We start from the raw sequence: 20,102 nt of genomic DNA on the forward strand, positions 1-20,102 counted from the left end.
GGACATCGGCCAGTTCAATTCGACGACGAAGATCCGGATTGCACTGGAAATGGCCGGTTCGTAGACCTCCGTGAGAAGTCTCACCAGTCACGACGACTTGACTGTCCGTCACCGGTGTCCGCTACCATCCGGCGGTTCGGATACAGGGCTCAGCTCCCGTATTCCGGGGGCCAAATCTGCTGTGGGGGATGTAAAAAGCGTGTCATTCAAGCAACGATCAGAATTCGGGCACAAAAGAGGCAGGAGGGGGAGACTGCGCGGGCGGCTGGCGGCGGTGACGACAGCCGCCGTCCTCGGGTCCATGCTGGCGCCCCTGCCGATGGCGGCCGCGGCAGACCGGCCGGACTACTCGCGCAAGTGGTCGCCGCCGAACACGGCCTTGCCGAAGACGCCTTCGGTGGCGGGCAAGAACGCCGCACCCGTGTCGGCCGCGAAGCCGGAACACCCGGTACCGCCGACCTGGACACCGCCGAAGAACTCGAAGCCGCTCCCGGGCGGCCATGCCGCGGTGAACCTCGGCTCCGCACCCGAGGCCCACGCTCTGGGCGAAGGCGAGAAGCCGCAGGCCGGCACCGAAGCCAAGGCCGAGGGCCTCCCGGTCACCATCGCGCCGCTGGCCGGCTCGTCGGCGGCTGGCCAGACGATCCAGGTCGAGGTCGCCAGCACCAAGACATCGGCGTCCGCCGGGATCCCCGGTGTCGCGGTGACCCTCACCCGCCCCGGTGCGGGGGACGACGCACCCGTGCGCCTGGGCGTCGACGCATCGAGCCTGGACGACGCGTTCGGCGCGAACTGGGCGGCCCGGGCCCACCTGGTGGTCCTGCCGGGCTGCGCGACGACGACGCCGCAGGCCCTCGACTGCCAAAAGCAGACGCCGCTGGAGTCGCACTACGACCCGTCGACGAAAAAGCTCGTTGCCGACGTCCCGCTAACCGGGACCGGGACCGTCAAGGCCCAGGCCACCACGGCCACCAAGACCGCCATCGACAATGCCGCCCCCGGCGCGGCCCGGGCGGTGTACGCGGGCTCCACCACCACCTCCACGACAGTCGGTGTGGTGTCGGGCGCATCGAGTGGAGCCGGAACATATTCGGCAACCCAGCTCGGGTCCTCTCAGGGCTGGGCCGCAGGCGGATCCTCGGGCGCGTTCACGTACGCGTACCCGGTACAGATGCCGCCGGCGCTCGCGGGTTCGGGGCCCAAGGTGGCACTGTCCTACAGTTCTGCCTCCGTCGACGGCCTGACGTCGTCGACGAACGCGCAGGCGTCCTGGATCGGCGACGGCTGGGACTACGGTTCCGGTTTCGTCGAGCGGTCGTTCAAGCCGTGTTCACAGGGCGGGATCACCAACTCCGGAGACCAGTGCTGGAGCGGCGCGAACCTCACCCTGTCGATGGGAGGCCACTCCGGGCAGCTGGTACAGGACGACGCATCCTGTCAGTCCGGCGCGCCCGCCGCGATGGAGCAGGCCGCCTGCACCTGGCGGCTGAAGGACGATGACGGCACCAAGGTGCAGTTCCTGACCGGCGCGACCAACGGCACCTGGAACGGCTCCTACATCAAGGTCACCGACACGGACGGAACGATCTCCTACTTCGGCCTGAACCACCTGCCAGACGCGGGCGGCAGCCCAACCACGCTCGGCGCGGACAGCGGCTCTGCCTGGACCGTCCCGGTCTACTCGCCCAACGGCGGAGACCCGTGCTACGACCCGGCCAAGGGCAAGGGCTCGTGGTGTCAGACCGCTTGGCGCTGGAACCTCGACTACGTCGTCGATCCGCACGGCAACCTGACCACCTACACCTACATGCCCGAGACAAACTACTACGCCCGCGGCGGTGCCCAGAACAACGGCAACGGCACCCGCACCGCCTACACCCGCTCGGGTGTGCCCGCCACCATCGGCTACGGCCAGCGCCTGACGGACCAGCTGAGCAACAACGGCGCCTACAGCCCTGCCGCGAAGATCGTCTTCAACACCTCCGAGCGGTGCGTCACCTCCACCACGGCCTGCGACCCGTCCCAGCGCACCGCGGCCAACGCGGCGAACTGGCCGGACGTCCCGCTGGACCAGCAATGTAGCGCGACCGGCCCGTGCACCAACTACGGGCCGACGTTCTGGACCACCAAGTGGCTGTCGTCCCTCGCCACCCAGGCGAGGGTCAACGGCACCTACCAAACTGTGGACTCGTACGCGCTCAACCACACGTTCATCAACGTGCAGAACGCCACCGAGAACACCCAGGTCCCCTGGCTCGCCTCCGTTCAGCGCACCGGCCAGGGCACCCAGGCCACCGGCGGCCCGGTCACGCTCCCCCCGGTGTCCTTCACCGCCCAGCTGCTGCCCAACCGCGTGGACGGCACCAACCTGGTCCCCGCACCGCCGGCCTACAACCGGCCCCGCATCCAGCTGATCACCACCGAGACCGGCAGCACCATCGGCGTCAACTACGCCCCGGCCGCGTGCTCGCGCGTCAACAACGTCATGCCGGCCTCCGCCGACAGTGACACGCTCTCCTGCTACAACGTCAAGTGGAACCCGCCGGGCTCCACGGCCGGGGCGGCACCGGTGGACGACTGGTTCCTGAAGTACCCGGTCGCCATGATCACCCTGAACCCGGGCACTCCCGGCTCCGTCCCGATGGTGACCAACTACACCTACGGCAAGGCCGCCTGGCACCGCAACGACTCCGTCACCACCGACGACAAGGTCCGCACGTGGGACCAGTTCCGCGGCTACGCCTCCGTCACCGAGGTGGCCGGCAGCGGAAACGACGGGCCGCAGTCGAAGAAGTCGACGACCTACTACCAGGGCATGGACGGCGACCTTCAGGCGAACGGCACCGCCCGCAGCATCCAGGTCGCCGGCCCGATGGGAGGACCTGTCACCGACTCCGACTGGCTCTCCAGCCAGACCCGAGAGAGCGACACCTACACCAGCGCCGACGCCACAGGAAGCGTCGCCAGCTACTCGGTGAAGTCATCCAGCGGCGACCGGGTCACCACCGCCACCCACAGCCAGGGCAACGGCCGACCCGCACTCATCGCCCGATACGTGCCCCCAACGACCACGACCACGGCAAAATCGCTCAAGGCCGACGGAACCTGGCGATCCAACACCACAACCACGACGACCGACCCATCCCACGGCAACCGCGTCAGCACCTCGCTCGACAGCGCCGACGGCCTGCCGGACATCTGCACCCGTACCAACTACGCCACCGGGACAGACCCGCAGGTCCTGGAGGTGGCGTCCGAGTCGATAGCAGTCTCCGGTGTGAACGCCTGTACCGCGACGCCCACGGCGGCCAATACTGCGTCGTGGACCCGGACGCTGTACGACGGCCAGTCCTTCGGACAACTCGGCGCAGCGCATGACGCGACCAGCACACTGACCCTCGATCACTTCGACACCGGCGGAACCCCGCAGTTCAGCGCGGTCAACGCGACGTACGACAGCTACGGTCGCATCACGACCGCGACCGACCCCAACAGCACCGACAGCGAACACCCGAGCGGTGCGACCGTCACCACGTCCTACTCAGCGGCCAACGAGGGTGAGCTGCCCAACACCGTCACCGTCACCACTCCGGCACCCGCAGGCGCCACTGACGTGGCCACCGGCAGGACCACCACCACCACGTACAACACCGCGCGGTCACTGCCTCTGACCGTGACCGACCCAAACGGCCGTACGACCACCGAAGCCTACGACGCACTCGGCCGGGCAACCGCTGTGTGGCTTCCGGGACGGGACGCCAAGGCGAGCGCCAACAAGACGTTCGCCTACGCGCTTCCGGGTGTGGTCAACGGCAGTGCGGTGCCGCCGACGGTGACCTCCTCGGACTTGCTCGCGGACGAAACCTACGCCGTCAAGATCGACATCATGGACGGCCAAGGACGGACCGTTCAGTCCCAGGCGACCCCGGCGCTCTCCGCCTACAGGGGCCGCCTGATCAGCGACACCGTGTACGACTCACAGGGACGCGTCACCCGCACGAACAACCCGTGGTACAACAACGACACCGCACCAAGCACCACCCCGTTCCTGACCACCACGCAGAAAGCCCCGGCGCAGACGTACAACGTCTACGACGCTCTCGGCCGCCCGGTGACCACGCAGTTCATCGCCTACGGCGTGGCCCAGTCCACAACCACCACTGCCTATCCCGGCACCGACCGGACCGACGTCACACCGCCCACAGGCGCCACACCGACCTCCACGGTCACCGATGCACGCGGCCACAAGGCCCAGCTATGGCAGTACAAAACCGCCACTGCCACCGGAAACCCGGCCGACGCGGACGTGACCTCCTTCACCTACACGGCCGACGGCCACCTGGCCACCCAGAAGGACGCCGCAGGAAACACCTGGACCCACGGCTACGACCAGCGCGGCCGCGAGGTCACCACCGCTGACCCGGACACCGGCACCGCCACCAAGACCTACGACGCTGCGGGCCGACTTGCGTCGTCCACGGACGCCCGGAACCAGACCGTCTCCTACACCTACGACCTGCTCGGCCGCCCGACGGGCACCTACGCCGGATCGGTCAGCCCGGACCACCAGCTCACCGGTTCCACCTACGACACCGTCGTCAAGGGCAAACCCTCCACCTCCACGCGTTACGTCAACGGCGCTTCCGGCATCACTTACACCAGCTCCGTGCTGGCGTACGACACCGCCTACCACCCGACCAAGACCACCACCACGATCCCCGGCACCGAAATCGGCCAGGGGACCACCCCGTTCACCTACACCTACCAGGCAATCTACGACCCGATCACCGGCGCGGTGACCGACGACGACCGTTCGGCAGTCGGCGACATCACCGAAGAGGCGATCCACTACACGTACGACAAAAACGGTCCGCTTGGCACCTATGGCGTCTATGGCGGTGACACCTACGACCTGTCCTCGGACTGGGACGCCTACGGCCGCAGCATCCGCGCCACAGTGAACCCCTGGGGCACCCAGATCGTCGTCACCAACACCTACGACGAATCCACCGGCCGCCCGCTGTCGCAGTTCGTCGACAAGCAGACCGCCGCAACCGGCGCCGTCCAGCAACTCACCTACACCTACAACACCGCAGGACAGCTCACCGCCGTCCGCAACGTTCCGGACAACACCCCGTCGTCCACCGACCTCCAGTGCTTCGGCTACGACTACCTCGGCCGGCTGACCAGCGCATGGTCGGACACTGGCACGCTCACCCAGGCCCCGCAACCCGCCGTCGGGGGCATCGGCGCCTGCGCCAACACGACGCCAACCAGCGGCGTCCAGGCCCCGGCGAGGACCACCATCGGGGGCCCCGCCGCGTACTGGCAGAGCTACGGCTACGACCTCACCGGAAACCGCACCCAGCTCATCCAGCACGACCCCTTCGGTGACACCACCAAGGACACCACCACCAACCAGACCTTCCCGGCGACCGGGACCGTCAACGCCCCCACCACCGCCCCCAACACCGGCGGCGGCACCGGCGGCCCGCACGCCCTGACCGGCACCACCACCACGGCGCCGACCGGCACTACCGCCAGCAGCGCCCAGTACGACGCGGCGGGCAACACCACCGCCGTCACCGACACCTCCGGCACCGCCACCCTGACCTGGAACAACGAGAACAAACTCGCCTCCTACAACAAGACAGGCACCGCCGGACCCACCACCTACCTCTACGACGCCACCGGCAACCAGCTCATCCGCCGAGACCCCGGCAAGACCACCATCACCCTCGGCAACGACGAACTCGTCTACGACACCAACACCACCGCCGTCACCGGCGTCCGCTACTACCAAATCCCCGGCGGCGTCACCCTGATCCGCCAGGGTGGCAACACGACCTACCAAATAGCCGACCACCACGGCACCGGCATCCTCGCGCTCAACGGCACCACGCTCACCGAGAGCAGGCGCCCCGCCGACCCGTTCGGCAACCCCCGCGGCAGCCAGCCCACCACCTGGGCCGGCGACCACGGCTTCGTCGGCGGCACCAAGGACGACACCACCGGCCTCACCAACCTCGGCGCCCGCGAATACCAACCCACCACCGGCCGCTTCCTCAACCCCGACCCCATCCTCGACCTCGCATCCCCACAACAGTGGAACGCCTACGCCTACAGCAACAACAACCCCGTCAACCTCTCCGACCCCTCAGGCCAGCACTTCGAAGAGTGCGGCAACGGAATGTACGTGTGCACCGGCGGAATCACACCCGTTGAAAAGGGGCGCGACTACGACCAGATCGTCGAGGAGAACAAAAAGACGGAACGGTTCCAGGCGTACTCCGCGTACACGTACTGGAAAACTGGCAAGACGCTCCGCGAGCACTATGCCGCCAAATGCAGTAATGGTCGATGCAACCCCAATTCCAAACAAGGCCACGAAGGGAACAATAGGGATTTCCTCTTTGGTGCTGGTGTAATCCTAGTTGCACCACTTGACATTGCCCACAAGGTCATCCATTTGGGCGATCATGAATATAACAAGCCGGGCCCGCTAGATACTTACGTAGATTGGGCCCAAGGCCATGGGCTCGACCCGCAAAGTGCAAACTTTGAGTCGGGAGCTTTCCTGCCCGCTGCATTTGGTGAGGCCTACGTTCCCAAGCCGAGACTTGGGGGATGGTGCAATAGTTTTCCTGCGGGAACCAAGGTCCTGCTCGCAGATGGAACCGCCAAGCCGATTGACCAGCTGACCGCCGGCGAACAGGTCGTCGCAACCGATCCTCAGACCGGAAAAACCGCTGGCGAGCACGTTGCGCAGGCCATCACCACTCCCGATGACGAGGACTTCACCGAACTCCAACTGGCCGTTCCGGTCGAGGCAAACGAGGTGGCGGACCCCGGCAGTACCACCACCCTCACCTCAACCCAACACCACCCATACTGGGACATCACCACCAATCGGTGGATCAACGCAGCAGACCTCCACGCTGGCGACCAGCTCCTGACATCCACGGGTGACACCGTTACCGTCACATCGGTCCGCAACTACCACACCGACCCGACCATTGCCTACAACCTCACCATCGACCAAATCCACACGTACTATGTCCTGGCGGGGGCCACGCCGGTCCTGGTCCATAATTGCAATGGTGGCACCACTGTTTACCGTGGAGTGTCGGAGATTAGCGGCGAGACCGGTGAGCTAAACCCCGCATTCAATGATGCAGTGGACGGAATTGCACGCCCGCGTGGCGGCAGTTCCACTCCCGAGATGCACCAGCTTGGTTTCACGGACAGTGATTACACAAGCTGGACCACTTCGGAAGCGGCCGCTCATAGGGCGGCCACAATGAACGGTGGAAACGGCGTTGTCCTTAAGGGCACCATCCCGGCCGGGAGATTCCACGTTCACCCAAACGATGAGCCTTGGGGGGAGCCAAGTCTTAGGGGCGAGTTCGAGGTGATTATCCAAGGCGAGATGCGTGGGACTCCGGAAGCCGTATGGCCCGGTTCTCGCAACGGTTAGTCAGGAGAATCTGAATGATGGTCGAAGTTTCAAGGGAAAGAATTGAAGGGGCCTTGCGCGCGTCCAGCTGTGAGGCGGTGAAGAAGGTCCCTCGCGAGGCCCTTGACCTGATCGTCGATAGCCTTGAACAGGCTATCCCTGTCGGGATGGGGCCAGCTGCCAAACTCACGCCCACCTATCGTCACAGGTATGAGTCGATCAAAGAGTTTCGCGAGGAGAGCTTCGGCTGGCGCGGGTTCTTTGATGCACTAACTGAGGCCAAAGAACCTGTTGGACTGCTCGCCGTACGGGGCGGTGGATGGAGGATGATTCTTCTCATGAATGAATCTTCCGATTCTGTGATTGCTTCCCTAGTCAGGCCGCCGAGTCGCGCAGACTGGCCTGAAGGGGCCGGCGCAACGTAGTTGGACCAATAGTGCTATGGAGGCCCCGCTGTCCCGGGGCCTCCATAGTGTATCGGCGAGAAAGTATCAGGATGTGGGTCGAAATTATCCCGCATAGCGCAAAAGTTCCTGACAGATTAATCGATGATGTTGCTGATCTTCGTGGCTTGATCGACTTTGATGAGACGATGGAGATCGGCTATTGAGACTTTGATTCCGCTACTCGAATCGTAGCCCTGGCTGAATGACATTACGGCCCCACCGGCTCTTGGCGGTTTCTAGGGATCGTCGCAACACGTGGTCGGTTTGATCAGGCCGCGATGAGTCTATGCAGGCGCTCAGCGGGGTTTCCCAGCCGAGCGTTTTGCGTGGGCGGCCGTTGAGTTCGGCGGCGACGAAGGACAGGTGTTCCGGGCCGTGGACGGCCAGGTCGGTGCCCTTGGGGAAGTACTGCCGCAGCAGGCCGTTGGTGTTCTCGTTCGAGCCTCGCTGCCAGGGGCTGGCCGGGTCGCAGAAGTAGTCGGGATGTCGGTGGCCAGGGTGAACGAGCCGTGGGCGGCCATCTCGGAGCCCTGGTCCCAGGTCAGCAAGCGCTTCAGGTGGTCGGGCAGAGTCTGCACGGTGTCCACGAGGGCGTCGCGGACGTGCTCGGCGCCTCGGCCGTCGGGCAGGTGCAGGAGCATCACGTAGCGGGTGTGGCGCTCGACGAGGGTGCCGATCGCCGAGGCACCGTCCTTGCCGATGATCAGGTCGCCTTCCCAGTGCCCGGGCACCGCCCGGTCCTCGACCTCCGCGGGGCGCTCACTGATCATGACCATCGGATGGGCGAACCTGGGCCTGCGCGTGGCCGCCTGGCGGCGGGGGACCCGCCGAGCCCGGCCGGTGCGCAGGGCGCCGGCCAGCTCGCGGCGCAACTCGCCGCGTCCCTGGACGTAAAGGGCCTGGTAGACGGTCTCGTGGGCCACGTGCATCTCCGGCCGCTCGGGGAAGGTGTCCCGCAGAGCCTGGCAGATCTGCTCCGGACTCCACCGTTTGTCCAGGTGCTGCTGGATGAAGCCCCGTAGCTCCGGGTGCCGGCCGATCTTGCCCGGCTTGGGGCGCGGCCGGCGGGCGTCGGAACGGGCCTGAGCGGCATGCGGGCGGTAGGCGCCGCTGTCGGGGTGCCGGTTGCGGCGGATCTCGCGGCTGACCGTGGAGGGGCTGCGGCCGAGCTCGGCGGCGATCGCCCGAACGGTGGCCTTCTCCCGCAGCCGGTCCGCGATGTGGATCCGGTCCTCCTCGCGCGGGTACCGCGAGGGACCGGGCGGGGGCGCCACCGATGTGATCGGTGGCACCCCGGCGGTCCTGCCGGACGGGGCTCGGCCGTTACGCCACCGCTTCCCCGTCCACGCGTTGATCCCGACGATCCGACACGCTTCTTTGTTGCTCACGCCTTGCTGCACGAGCTGAAGGTAGACGTGCCGTTCCTCGGCCAGAGGACGCCGCCCCCGGTTAACCGTACGGTCCCGAATATCGAAGTCCATCGCACCTCTTGAGCTGGGGTGTTGCAACGACCGATAGAACCCAAGCTTTCCGGTGGGGCCGTTGAGCTGTCTGACGGCAGTAGTTGACGGCAACGTCAGCGAACGGGTGCCGCACAAAGCGGCGGGTCGTTGCCGTCGCTGGGCTGGCTGGTGGTCTCTGCGGGATCACGAAGGGCGCGGCCGAGGAGGTCGATGGCGTCGCGCTGGAGGCGGAGGCGGACGTGGGCGTATGCCGTCGCGGTAACGCCGACGTGGGCGACCCAACAGTTCCTTGATGACGACGAGTTCGACGCCTTGTTCCAGGAGGAGTGTCGTGGTCGAGTGCCTCAGGTCATGGAATCGGATCGCCCGCACGCGGGAGCGGTGAAGCATCGCCTTGAAGTGCCGCGTGAGAGTGGCGGGTTCGATGGGGTGGCCGTCCCGGCGCGTGAAGACGTGGCCGTTGTCTACCCACTCTGCGTCGGCCTGCTGCTTCTTGCGGGCCTGCCGGTCACGATGCGCGCGGAGCGAGGCGACGCAGGCAGCCGGGAGGGCGATGCGGCGTTCCGAGCTGATGGTCTTGGTCGGCAGGGTGGTGAGGCCGCTGGTGCGGGTGCGCTGGAGTGTGCGGCGGATGCTGGCGGTTCCGGCGTCGAGGTCGAGGTCTTCCCAGCGCAGGCCGAGGAGTTCGCCCTTGCGGAGACCGGTGCGCAGGGCAAGCTCAAACAGGGCCTGGAGGCGGTGGCCCTGCGTGGCAGTGAGGAAGGTGCGGGCTTCGTCGGCGGTGAGGGGGTCGAAGCGGCGGGGGCGGGGTGTGCCGGTGCGGACGTTGCGGGCGACGTTGCGCGGGATCTCCCCCTCACGGACAGCGTGCTCCAGTGCGGACTTGAGGACGGAGTGGATGTAGGCGAGCGTCAGCGGGGAAAGGTACCGGCGGCAGCATTTCCCGACAGCGCAGCAGCGCGGCCGGCGGTCGGGCTGCGCGTCAGGCTTGCGCCGGGCGTCGATGCCGCGTGCGCAGCACTGCCAGACGGTCCGCAGCTCGTTCAGCCAGGTGCACACATCCTTTGCGGCGAGCTTGGCGAGCTTTTTCTTGCCGAGGCCGGGGATGAGGTACTGGTTGACGCAGGTGGTGTAGCGGGTGTGGGTATTCTCGCGGAGCTGGTGGACGGCGACGTTCTCCAGCCAGTACGTCAGATAGGCGGCCAGGCTGCCCTGGACAGAGACGACCGGGACGCCGCGGTTGCTGGCGGCGATCTTCTCAGTGAGCTTGGCAAGGGCTTCCTTGCGGGTGATGCCGTAGACGCGGACGCGCTTGCGGGTGTCGCCGGGGGCGAGGACGTAGCTGGCGGCTTCCCAACGGCCGTCCTTGCGCTGGTAGACGGTGCCATCGCCGTTGGCGCGAGTTGCCCGAGAGGCCCGTGGCTTCCCTCTCGATCGGGCGCGGTTGGGACGCGACGGCAACATGCCGGATGCCGCCTCATCAGGATCGCACTACGATCGCCTTGCGTCGGCAGGGCAAGGGGGGCGAGATGCCGGACGGTTCGTTCGTAGTGGTCTGGTCAGTACCGGTGATCGCGGTAGCGCTTGTCTGCTCTGCTGCGCTGCGGGAGCACGGTACGCCTGCCGCCAGGCGAGCCGCACATGTGTTCCTGGGCATCGCGACGCTGCCGGCGCTGTTCTTGGCGTGGGTCGTGTTCGAGGTCATCTCAGTGCTCGCATCAGGCTGAGAGGCACCAAGGGCAGGGTGTCTTTCGACGATAGCTGCCGAGCCTCGGTGCCAATTCGAGTAGCGGGCGGTCAGGCGACATTGGCCCTGGCCACGACCTTACGCAGGTGTTCGTCGGAGGCGTGCTTGTTCCGCCAGATGATGTAGCGGCGGATCATGCTGCCCTGCTCCTTGTGGCTGGCATGGTCGGTGCCGTCGAGGGCGAAGTAGCGCAGGGCGGTGAACTGGGCCTCGATCCGGTTGAGCCAGGAGCTGTTGGTAGGGGTGTAGGCGATCTCGACGTTGTTCGCTGCCGCCCACGTTCCGACCCGCTGACAGCGCTTGGTCGAGAGGTGCGGCGAGTAGTTGTCGGCCACGATCGCGATCCGCACGTCCATCGGGTGCAGTGAGCGCAGGTAGCGACAGAACTCCAGGAACTTGGAGCGGTTCTTGGTTTTCTTGATGTGCCCGTAGAGCTGGTCCTTGGCGAGGTCGTAAGCGGCGAAGTTCGCAGCCCTGCTCGCACCGGCCCGCGACCTCGCCCACTGCCTGCACTGGTCCGCATGGCGCCGCGGACACCAAGCACGCTCCCGAGCCAGCCACTACCGGCGACAACCGCCCGACAACTGATCTTCAACAGACGACCTTGACCGATCGACAGGTGATGTAGACCGCCCGCACAGCTTGTTCGTCGTGGCCTGACCCCGAACAGGGCCTCCCGCCTGCGGCTGGGCAATCGACTGCTCACACCCGGGTCTGCAGCATCCAGCCCGGCCAGAACGACCCGTCCGACCGCAGCTCCTCGAACTCCAGGGTCGCGGTGAAACCCAACTCCTCGTACTCACGCACGATGCGACCGTCCTCGCCGGCCCAACAGTGCGTCCGGAGCAGCCGCGCACCGCGACGGGCGGCCTCGGCTCGGGCATCGGCAACCAGGGCCGCCATGGTGAACTGCCGGAACCTCTTCCATGTCACCAAGAAGTGCAGGTAGAGCTCGGGTTCCTCAACCGGCGGGGCGAACTCCGGGGCCTCATCGGTCAGCACAGAGCCACCCGTGACGCGGGTCAGCAGGTCCCGGCAGACCCGCGTCTGGCCGTCCCGGACGTGGCGCAGCACCTGCTTGACGATCGGTGGGGGTTCCTCCCACTCCAGCGTTTCAAGCAGGTCAACGTGTTGCACCGGGACCAGCCACGAGCTGTGGTCATCGAGCATCGCCAGGAAATACGGCACCTCGTCAGGACCACCCTCGGCGACCTCCATGTTGCTCCAGTCGAGGCGGCCTTCGGTGATCCACTCGCTCATGACGCCCTCCCCCGAGGTCCGAAGCTCCAACTCGCCGGTGATCACCTTACGCCCGCGCAGCAACCCACACCGCTTCCCCAGCACCGGTCAAGAGCAGGTGGCAGGAACCCCTGGCGATCAAGGTCGCCTGCCAAACGTCAACAACCTTGAAGATCGCCATCTACAGCCGGAGTACTAATTGCCCGTATCGCCGAAGCCGAGCGCGAAGGCTGGCTCGGTGAGGTCGAGGGGCTTCACGTCAGCCTGGCCGGCGCCGAGGATAAGCTCGCCCAGATCGACCGGCGTTCCCACCAGCAAAAAGTCGTCGGTCTTTGGCCTGCCTATCACCAGGAGCAGAGATCACTGAGCCCCGAAATCACACTTACAGCTCGCCAGCTGTGACGTTACTGTGAGCGGATGAGTGAGGAGTTGAAGCCGCAGGTGCTCTCGAACCGCTGGGCTGACGCCGTTGGTCCTGGCGGCCACAGTTCGCCTCGTGATCTCTGCAGGTGCATCGAGCAGATCAGCACCAAGCCGCAGCGACCGACCCGCTTCCATCGAGAACGCCAGGACACCACCGCACCGGGCTGGATCCGCCTTCTCGAGCTGGTTGAAGAGGCGGCCGCCGACGGACGGGAGGTCTTCAAGCCGCTGGTCGAACTCACCGCGGAACAGCGGCGCCAGGTCGTCACGCTCCCGCCAACGATCGCCAAACTCACCTCGGTGAAGCACCTCGTGCTGTACGGCAGCAACCTGGTGCGTATCCCGCCTGAGATCGGCGCAATGCGGAGCCTTGAGGAGTTCACCCCGTACACCTCCTACCGCCTCCACTGGTTCCCGTACGAGATCACCCGGTGCCCCAATCTGCGGCGCAGCACGGTGAGCACTCGCGCCATCTACGGAAACTACAAGCGGCGGCCGCCGTTTCCGTCGTTGTCGGCCGCAGCTACCGGCACGCAAGGCATTGACCTCGAAGACCTCGACCCCGGCGTATGGGGTGCCACCGCGATTCGTACGTGCAGCGTCTGCGATCAGCACATCGAGGGCGTGAACCTCCGCCAGGCCTGGATCTCAATCTGGACGTCAGGCGCTGACGTTCTGCCCTTGCTGGTCAACGTCTGCTCGACGACATGCATCGAGGCGCTGCCCGTGCCGGCCGAAGGCTACGTCCAGATGCCGCACTCTGGCGGACCAAGCGTCGAGCAGCCGCCAGCTGGCCGACAACCTCGCTAACGCGGTGCGGACCCAGAAGAAGCCCGTAGTTCAGAGAAGCCTGTGTCAGATGTCCCCTACTGCTCGTCGACCCGGCCCAGATGCCACGCCTCCAGGAGATCCACGCCAACGTCATCGACCGCCTCCAGGAGGCGAAGGACCAAGGCTCGCTCGGCGAGGTCTCCGCCATCGAGACCACCCTGGCCCGCCGCGCAAAAGCTGGCTGCCGTGCGCGACCGGGCAGCGCAACCGTCCACCTTGGCATGCCTGACTTCCGCCGCGATGCCCGACGAAGCAGCGCCGAGTCCGAGGACTGAGCGCCAGCGCGTTCCCGATCTTCGACCAGCGAAATGCCGAGCCTCTCATGGAGAGCCGGGCCTGGCAGGATGCCCGGATAGAGATCTTGGAGGAAATCGAAGGCTTGGGCGCGAGCGGTGCCACCGCAATCAGTTGGGTCGGCATCATGCTACTCAGCGATACTCCATGCCGACAGGACGCACAGCGAGCTCGTTCGAAGGGCCCCGACCTGAGCTCCTGCAGGAACGGCAGATAACGAGGGTGAAATGGAAGCGACAGGCGCACGGGAAGAGTTCACGTATGCCCTGACCGGCGACGACAACACCCCTTGGGGTTTCGCGCACGATTGCACAGGCTTGTTCACGCCGCTCAAGGATGACCACCGGTTGGTCGACTTGCGCGGATGTGCACCGGAGGGTGGGCTGCTGGCCGCTGTCGACCGTGTCGGTGGACGTGACGCCTGCGCCGGGAACGCCTACTTGACCCTGCTCGATGCCGCTGGCGCCACGATGGAGTCTTACTTCGTCGGCGGCGTCACCGTGACCGCTGTCAAGCCGTCAGCTCTCGGTAAGGGCCTCTTCGATGTCACGGTCCGGCTCTGGTGCCAAAATGCGCTTCCTGGCTCCGCTGGGGTGTGGGAACTGATTCGCACTGGCCAGTTGGACCGAAATGGACTGTGGAGATCCATGGGCCCGGCGGGCCGCCTTGCATGGTTGTCCGTGGCCTTGTTGTCCCGGGGATACCGGCACCGGACCGACAATGGCGACCGGGCACCGGGGCACGTGTTCAGGATGGACGGCCGTCAGGTCATCGACGTCGACAGCTTCTATTGTGCGCTGGGCGAAGCGGTCGACGGGCCCGGCGGGTACTTCGGATGGAACCTCAACGCCTTGGACGACTGCCTCGGCGGAGGCTGGGGTGCCTCTCCTCCGTTCACGTTGGAGTGGCAGCACTCGGAGGTAGCCAGGACACGGCTCGTGAGACAGCGTGCGCTACACCAGGGCACTGCCACCTTGTTCGAGGTTCTCCTTGAGATCTTCGCCGACCACGGGGTCGAGGTCGTCCTGCAGTGAGGCGGAGACCGCCCGTGGCGCTCTGCACGCTGGCGGCCGGCCAGTCGGCAGTTGGCGGCGCGACACGCCCGGATACTCCCGGGCGCCAAGATTTCCAACCAGTACTTTGAGCAACTCGACTGCGATCCGCCCCGCCAAACTGCCAGCTGGGCTGGTTCGGATAGGCAAGCATGTTCATGAACACAAGGGCTTGAAAAGGCACAAGCGCAGGTGCCGATGGAGACCTTACGCTTCTCGAAGTGCGCGAGGAACGAGTCCTATTCCTCCTCGGTGGGGGTCCGATACTCGGGGCCTCGATGGTCTCAGTCGGGTAGATCGCTACGGCGGACAGATGGTGAAGCATGGTCGAACCTGGGGTGGAATGGCAGGTAGATCGCCGAGGCAGCGTGATCTCGGGGCAGAGCATGGCTCACTCGTAGTCGAAGAAGCGGTCCCACCAGGTTCGTGGCTCGAAGCATGTGCCGAGGTTGCTGACGCCGTCGTAGTCGGTCCAGAGCAGGTGCTCGGAGATGGCGATGTAGCCGAGCGCTTCGAGTTCGTCATCAATGCGGCGACGGTCTGCAGCCTCGAAGAGGACGTTCTCTTCCTCCTCGTCGTAGTGGCCGGGGCCCCCGAGCGTCACGGCGACCAGGTCGCCGTAGTTGCTGACCGTGACAGTGATGTGCTCGCCGCTGGCCGTCGCGGCGGTGGGTATGACGATCGTCCCGTGGTGGTTCGCGTCCTGGACGCCTCGATCGACCGTGCAGGTGCAGCCGAACCGCTGGTCCAGCCTGGCTGCGAGCCGGTCGAAGCGGGATCGGGTCGCGGCGTGGTCGTAGATCGGTGGGAACTCCGCGCTGTCGGACGCGTCGAGGCCCCTGAGCAGAGCCCAGACGTGCTGGTCATCGAGTGGCATGGTCATTGTCTCCGCGCTGATGGGGATGGCTGATGCGATGGCTGACCTGGGCAGCGTAGGCGCCCCGGTCGCCGGCGGCGGCTCGCTGCCATTTGACGGCGACGGTGATGTCGATGCCGAGGGTCCGGGCGAGGAGGGCGGCGAGTTTCTGAATGGCCAAGTCTGCGACGAGCTCGGGTAGTTGGACCGGGACATCGCCGAGTCGGATGCGGACCGCTCCGGTGCTCTCTCGATGTTGTCGACGGTCGGACGGGAGATCGTCGCAGGCCACTGGGCGTAGAGGAGCAATAGCAGGCCGGCCAGACGGTCTTCGGTCCGGATGGTGTCGTCGTGAAGCAGACGGCGGGCTGTGGCCCAGCGGGCGTCGTCGTCCATCGGCCGGGACGGGCCGTTCCATCTCACGGAGGGGAAGCCGAGGTCGCGGGCGATCTTCTGGGAGAGGGCCCAGCGCACGGAGTTGCCTGCTTCCCGGCGGTGGCGCATGTCGTCGCTGGTCATCCAGCATTCGAGGTCGGTCTGGCGGCAGGTGGTGAGAGTCAGGTCCTGGTCGTCGAGCCAGTTGAGGAGGTGGACGGCTGCCCGCAAGCGCTGGCGGACGACCGTGAGCTGGGTGTGCGCGATGTCCCACCAGCCCTGGCCCTGGCGCTGGAGGATCCGCAGGTTCTTGCCGCACTCGGCGCAGACCGGTGGCGAGATCGCCGAAGCGCCGGCCTTGCGGAGTTCGATGAGCAGATCGCCGATGGCCCGCGGTGCCGGGGACCGGCCGTCGGTGAGGACGCCGGGCCGCATCGCCAGGGCCTGGGCGGGACCGGCCGGCTCGGCTCTCGCCGAACGCGGACGCATGACCGGAAGCCCGCCGCGCCACCGCGCGACGGGCTTCCGGAAACTCGGGGCCGACTCCGCCAGGCCGTACGGTCGTCAAGCCGTACCGTCGTCAGGCCTTCAGGACGTCAGAGCATCAGGCTTTCAGAGCCTCAGGCCGTCCGGTCGGCCGCCGGGCGGGCCAGGCGGCTGCGCACCGCCCACGCCGCCGCGCCGAGGGCGAACCCGTAGACGGAGACCAGTCCGTGGCCGTTGTCCTGGGCGAGCCACATCGCGAGGCCGAGGGCCGGGACGCCGGCCGCCAGGGCGATCTCCTTGGGCAGGCGGGTGCGGGTGAGGAAGGCGAGGGCGAGGGTGGCGCCGAGGAAGTAGGTGGCGCCGGAGCTGCCGGCGAAGTTGCGGGGGTCGGTGCTGGGGCCGTCGCCGAGGCCGAGCAGGGTGTCGACGCGGCCGGGCAGCACGATGCCCGCGAGGAAGAAGAGCAGGGTGAGCGAGCCGCCCCAGTACCAGTGGGCGAGCGCGGCGACGGCGGCGAGGGTGACGAGGTTCCACAGGCCGCCGAAGAGGCCGCCGTTCTGCATGAACACCGAGGTGAACTCGCGCCACCAGCCGGACCTGGCGGGGTCGGCGTCCAGCGCGTCCATGGCGCCGGTCCAGACCAGCTGGAGCAGGACGCCGCCGACGGCGAGCGCGCTCAGGACGATCGCCGCCCACGGCAGCGGACGACCGCGCAGCGTGTCACGGCCGACCACGCCGAGCCCGCAGTTGACCATCATGACCATCAGCGCGGCCGTGGTCACGTTGAAGACGATCGCCTCCATGTGTCCGCCCCTCCCCCGGGTGACGATGCTTCCCAACACCGTTCGAAAATCTGATGGCGCAAACGTAGCACAGTTTTCGAACGGTGTTGGAAAACGTTGTACGGTGGACGGCATGAAGCTCACCAAGGAGCGCATCGTCGACGCGGGGATGGCAGTCTTCGCCGAGGTCGGCTACCAGAACCTGTCGATGCGCCAGGTCGCCGACCGCCTGGACGCCCACGCGGGCAGCCTCTACTACCACGTCCGCGGCAAGGACGAACTGCTCGCCCTGATGGCCGACCGGGTCTGCCTGCAGGCCCACGACGCCGGCACCGAGGCCCTCGCAGCCCTCCCGCCCGCCGCCACCTGGCAGGACCGCATCGAGGCACAGGCCACCACCCTGCGCCGGAGCATCAAGCAGCACCCCGGCGGAGCCCTGCTCCTCGCCGAGAGCCCCGGCGTGCTCAGCACCGGCGCCCTCTCCCTGATGGAACGCCTGCTGCGCACCCTCCTCGACGCCGGCCTGCCCGCCGACCACTGCGGCATCGCGGCCGACACCCTGCTCAGCCACGTCACCGGCTTCGTCCTGCAGGAACAGAACCGGCCCACGGCACCACCACCGGTCACCGCGGAGCTCTACGCCGACCTGTGCGCGCGCTTCCCCCTGCTCATGGGCCCGTCGATCCCCCGCCCGAGCCAGGACGAGAAGTTCCTGCGGAGCGTCCACCTGCTCTGCGCCGGCTTCGCGGCACTCACCGGGGCGGAGCCGCAGGACATCCCGCGCACCTCCTGAGGACGCCCCGGCGCAAGTGCCCCGCTGCCGGGCCCGACCACCCGCCCCGGGCCGCCGGACCTCAGCCGTCGGCGAGGCGCTGGATGGTCGCGCCCAGCCAGGCCTGGAGGTCGGCGGGGTCGCCGAGGTCGGAGCGCAGGACCCGGCGGCGGGTCGAGACGCCGAGGACGAAAGCGTCGATCGCCTCGGCCCGGCGGCGGGCCTCCGCGTCGTCGAGGCCGCTGTCGCGCAGGTAGTGGTGCAGCGGCTCCAGCGAGTTGGCGTCGAGGAAGGCCGCCAGCGCCTCCGCCGCCTGTGGGCGCTCGCCGGACGCGCGGTGCAGCACGAGCAGCGGGTCCTCACCGGCCGTGCCGAACCAGCGCCGGACGATGCTCGCCGCGAGGCGCGGGCCCAGCTCGGAACGGTCGCCGTCGAAGGAGCCGGAGACCGGGATCTCCACCTGGGTCGCCGCCAGGAACAGGCCTTCCTTGCCGCCGAAGTAACGCGTGACGAGGTTGGGCGACACGCCCGCCGCGTCCGCCACGCCCTTGACCGTGACGGCGGCGTACCCGTGTCGGGCGAACTGGGGTCGCGCGTGGTCCAGGATCCGCTGCCGGGTCGCGGCCGCATTGCGCAAAGTCATGTGTATGAGCATACACATCGTGTGTACGCTCATACACATGACCGACGACATCAGGGAACGGCTCCACCGCACGCGGCGCGTCACGACCCCGTGGAGCGAGGACGAGCGGCGCGGCATCAGCGGGACCCAACTCGACGAACTGCTCGACCACTGGGAGCACGCCTACGACTGGACCGTGCACCGGCGCCGCATCGATGCGCTCCCCTGGGTGACGGTGCCGGCCGGCGGCACCGACCTGCGGATGATCCACCAGCGGTCCGCGGACCCCGACGCCCCGGTGGTCGTCCTGCTGCACGGCTGGCCGGACTCGGTGCTGCGGTTCGAACGCGTCCTGCCGCTGCTCACGGACGTGCACGTGATCGTGCCCGCCCTGCCGGGCTTCCCGTTCGCGCCCCCGCTCACCACGCCCGGCATGTCGGCCGACCGGATCGCCGGAATCCTCGCCGACGCCCTGGACCGGCTCGGACACCCCCGCTACACGGTGTCCGGCGGCGACGTGGGCGGCACCGTCGCGGAACTCCTCGCCGCCCGGCACCCCGACCGGGTGGCCGCCCTGCACCTCACCAACACCGCCCCGCAGCGTGCCCTCACCGCGGACCCGGCGAAGCTCACCCCCGAGGCGGCGGACCACCTCCGCCGCTGCGCGCAGTGGTTCCGGAGCGAGGGCGGGTACATCGCCGAACAGTCGACCCGACCCAACACGCTCGCGGTCGCCCTCGGCGACTCCCCCGCCGGGCTCGCGGCGTGGATCGTCGAGAAGCTGGAATCCTGGTCCGACGGGCCGGCCTTCACCCCGGACGAACTCCTCACCTGGGTCACCGCCTACTGGGCCACCGGCACGATCGGCACCTCCTTCAGCACCTACACCGAACCGGTCGACCTTCCCGACCGGATCGACACCCCGACCGTGCTCTCCGTCTTCGCACACGACACCAAGCCGGAGCCGCGCAGCTACGCCGAGGCGTTCCTGGACGTCCGCGCGTACGTGGAACACCGGGCGGGCGGCCACTTCGCGGCCTGGGAACAGCCGGAGGCCTACGTCCGCGACCTCCGGCGCGCGGTCGAGCTGGGCCGTCGCGGCTGAGCGGGACGACGGTGCGCACGCGCCGTGGGCCGTGGGCCGTGGGCTGTGGGCCGTGGGCTGTGGGCCGTAGCCGTGGCGGGCGGTACGCCCGGGGCGGCCCACGGTGGCGCGGGGCGGGGGCAGCCTGGCCCCCGGCGAGGGGGGCCGCCGCGC

The 20,102-nt window shown here is 67.4% G+C and carries 12 protein-coding genes and 3 pseudogenes; 8 read left to right on the forward strand and 7 right to left on the reverse strand.

Annotated elements, in window-relative coordinates; all coding sequences use genetic code 11:
* Positions 1-301: 301 nt before the first annotated feature.
* Together ACFV04_RS01780 and ACFV04_RS01785 are read left to right on the forward strand one after the other, a co-directional pair.
* Positions 302-7,477, forward strand: a complete 7,176-nt coding sequence (locus tag ACFV04_RS01780) for a polymorphic toxin-type HINT domain-containing protein (RefSeq protein ID WP_380526095.1) — start codon at positions 302-304, stop codon at positions 7,475-7,477.
* Positions 7,478-7,491: 14 nt separating this feature from the next.
* On the forward strand, positions 7,492-7,881 hold the full coding sequence (locus ACFV04_RS01785; protein ID WP_380526097.1) for a hypothetical protein: 390 nt from the start codon (positions 7,492-7,494) through the stop codon (positions 7,879-7,881).
* A 289-nt stretch (positions 7,882-8,170) separates the two neighbouring features.
* On the opposite strand, the pseudogene ACFV04_RS01790 reads toward ACFV04_RS01785, so the two are convergent.
* Together ACFV04_RS01790 and ACFV04_RS01795 are read right to left on the reverse strand one after the other, a co-directional pair.
* Positions 8,171-9,290 (reverse strand): annotated as a pseudogene (locus tag ACFV04_RS01790) (IS30 family transposase).
* Between the two features lie 188 nt (positions 9,291-9,478).
* Positions 9,479-10,829: pseudogene (locus ACFV04_RS01795) on the reverse strand (tyrosine-type recombinase/integrase).
* Positions 10,830-10,894: 65 nt separating this feature from the next.
* On the opposite strand from ACFV04_RS01795, the gene ACFV04_RS01800 reads away from it, so the two are divergent.
* Positions 10,895-11,092, forward strand: a complete 198-nt coding sequence (locus tag ACFV04_RS01800; RefSeq protein ID WP_380526099.1) for a hypothetical protein — start codon at positions 10,895-10,897, stop codon at positions 11,090-11,092.
* Positions 11,093-11,162: 70 nt separating this feature from the next.
* On the opposite strand, the pseudogene ACFV04_RS01805 reads toward ACFV04_RS01800, so the two are convergent.
* Positions 11,163-11,618 (reverse strand): annotated as a pseudogene (locus ACFV04_RS01805) (transposase); the annotation flags it as partial.
* A 196-nt stretch (positions 11,619-11,814) separates the two neighbouring features.
* A complete protein-coding gene (locus tag ACFV04_RS01810) occupies positions 11,815-12,372 on the reverse strand; it encodes a GNAT family N-acetyltransferase (protein ID WP_380526101.1) in 558 nt (185 codons plus the stop codon).
* 396 nt (positions 12,373-12,768) lie between these two features.
* Between ACFV04_RS01810 and ACFV04_RS01815 the strand changes: the two genes are divergently transcribed.
* The 3 genes from ACFV04_RS01815 to ACFV04_RS01825 all read left to right on the forward strand — a co-directional run bounded on the left by ACFV04_RS01815 (position 12,769) and on the right by ACFV04_RS01825 (position 14,933).
* A complete protein-coding gene (locus ACFV04_RS01815; protein WP_380526103.1) occupies positions 12,769-13,584 on the forward strand; it encodes a leucine-rich repeat domain-containing protein in 816 nt (271 codons plus the stop codon).
* Between the two features lie 80 nt (positions 13,585-13,664).
* Entirely contained in the window at positions 13,665-13,880 is a 216-nt protein-coding gene (locus ACFV04_RS01820) for a hypothetical protein (protein ID WP_380526105.1), read from the forward strand.
* A 246-nt stretch (positions 13,881-14,126) separates the two neighbouring features.
* Positions 14,127-14,933 (forward strand): barstar family protein, encoded by an 807-nt coding sequence (locus tag ACFV04_RS01825; protein WP_380526107.1) that lies wholly within the window; start codon positions 14,127-14,129, stop codon positions 14,931-14,933.
* Between the two features lie 409 nt (positions 14,934-15,342).
* Here ACFV04_RS01825 and ACFV04_RS01830 read toward each other — a convergent pair whose 3' ends face one another.
* Positions 15,343-16,671, reverse strand: coding sequence for a hypothetical protein (locus ACFV04_RS01830; protein WP_380526109.1), 1,329 nt, complete (start codon positions 16,669-16,671; stop codon positions 15,343-15,345).
* Between the two features lie 131 nt (positions 16,672-16,802).
* On the reverse strand, positions 16,803-17,471 hold the full coding sequence (locus tag ACFV04_RS01835; RefSeq protein WP_380334017.1) for a hypothetical protein: 669 nt from the start codon (positions 17,469-17,471) through the stop codon (positions 16,803-16,805).
* 112 nt (positions 17,472-17,583) lie between these two features.
* Between ACFV04_RS01835 and ACFV04_RS01840 the strand changes: the two genes are divergently transcribed.
* Positions 17,584-18,243 carry a TetR/AcrR family transcriptional regulator gene (locus ACFV04_RS01840; protein ID WP_380334014.1) on the forward strand — a complete coding sequence of 220 codons (660 nt, stop codon included), beginning with the start codon at positions 17,584-17,586 and terminating at the stop codon, positions 18,241-18,243.
* A gap of 61 nt (positions 18,244-18,304) precedes the next feature.
* Here the strand turns inward: ACFV04_RS01840 and ACFV04_RS01845 are convergent, their stop codons facing one another.
* Positions 18,305-18,865 (reverse strand): TetR/AcrR family transcriptional regulator, encoded by a 561-nt coding sequence (locus ACFV04_RS01845; protein WP_380334011.1) that lies wholly within the window; start codon positions 18,863-18,865, stop codon positions 18,305-18,307.
* 37 nt (positions 18,866-18,902) lie between these two features.
* Here ACFV04_RS01845 and ACFV04_RS01850 point away from each other — a divergent pair, with 37 nt between their 5' ends.
* Positions 18,903-19,949: an epoxide hydrolase family protein gene (locus tag ACFV04_RS01850; protein ID WP_380526112.1), complete on the forward strand. Its 1,047-nt coding sequence runs from the start codon at positions 18,903-18,905 to the stop codon at positions 19,947-19,949.
* Positions 19,950-20,102 lie beyond the last annotated feature (153 nt).

The organism is Kitasatospora sp. NPDC059599, from assembly GCF_042735125.1.
Classification (GTDB): Bacteria; Actinomycetota; Actinomycetes; order Streptomycetales; family Streptomycetaceae; genus Kitasatospora.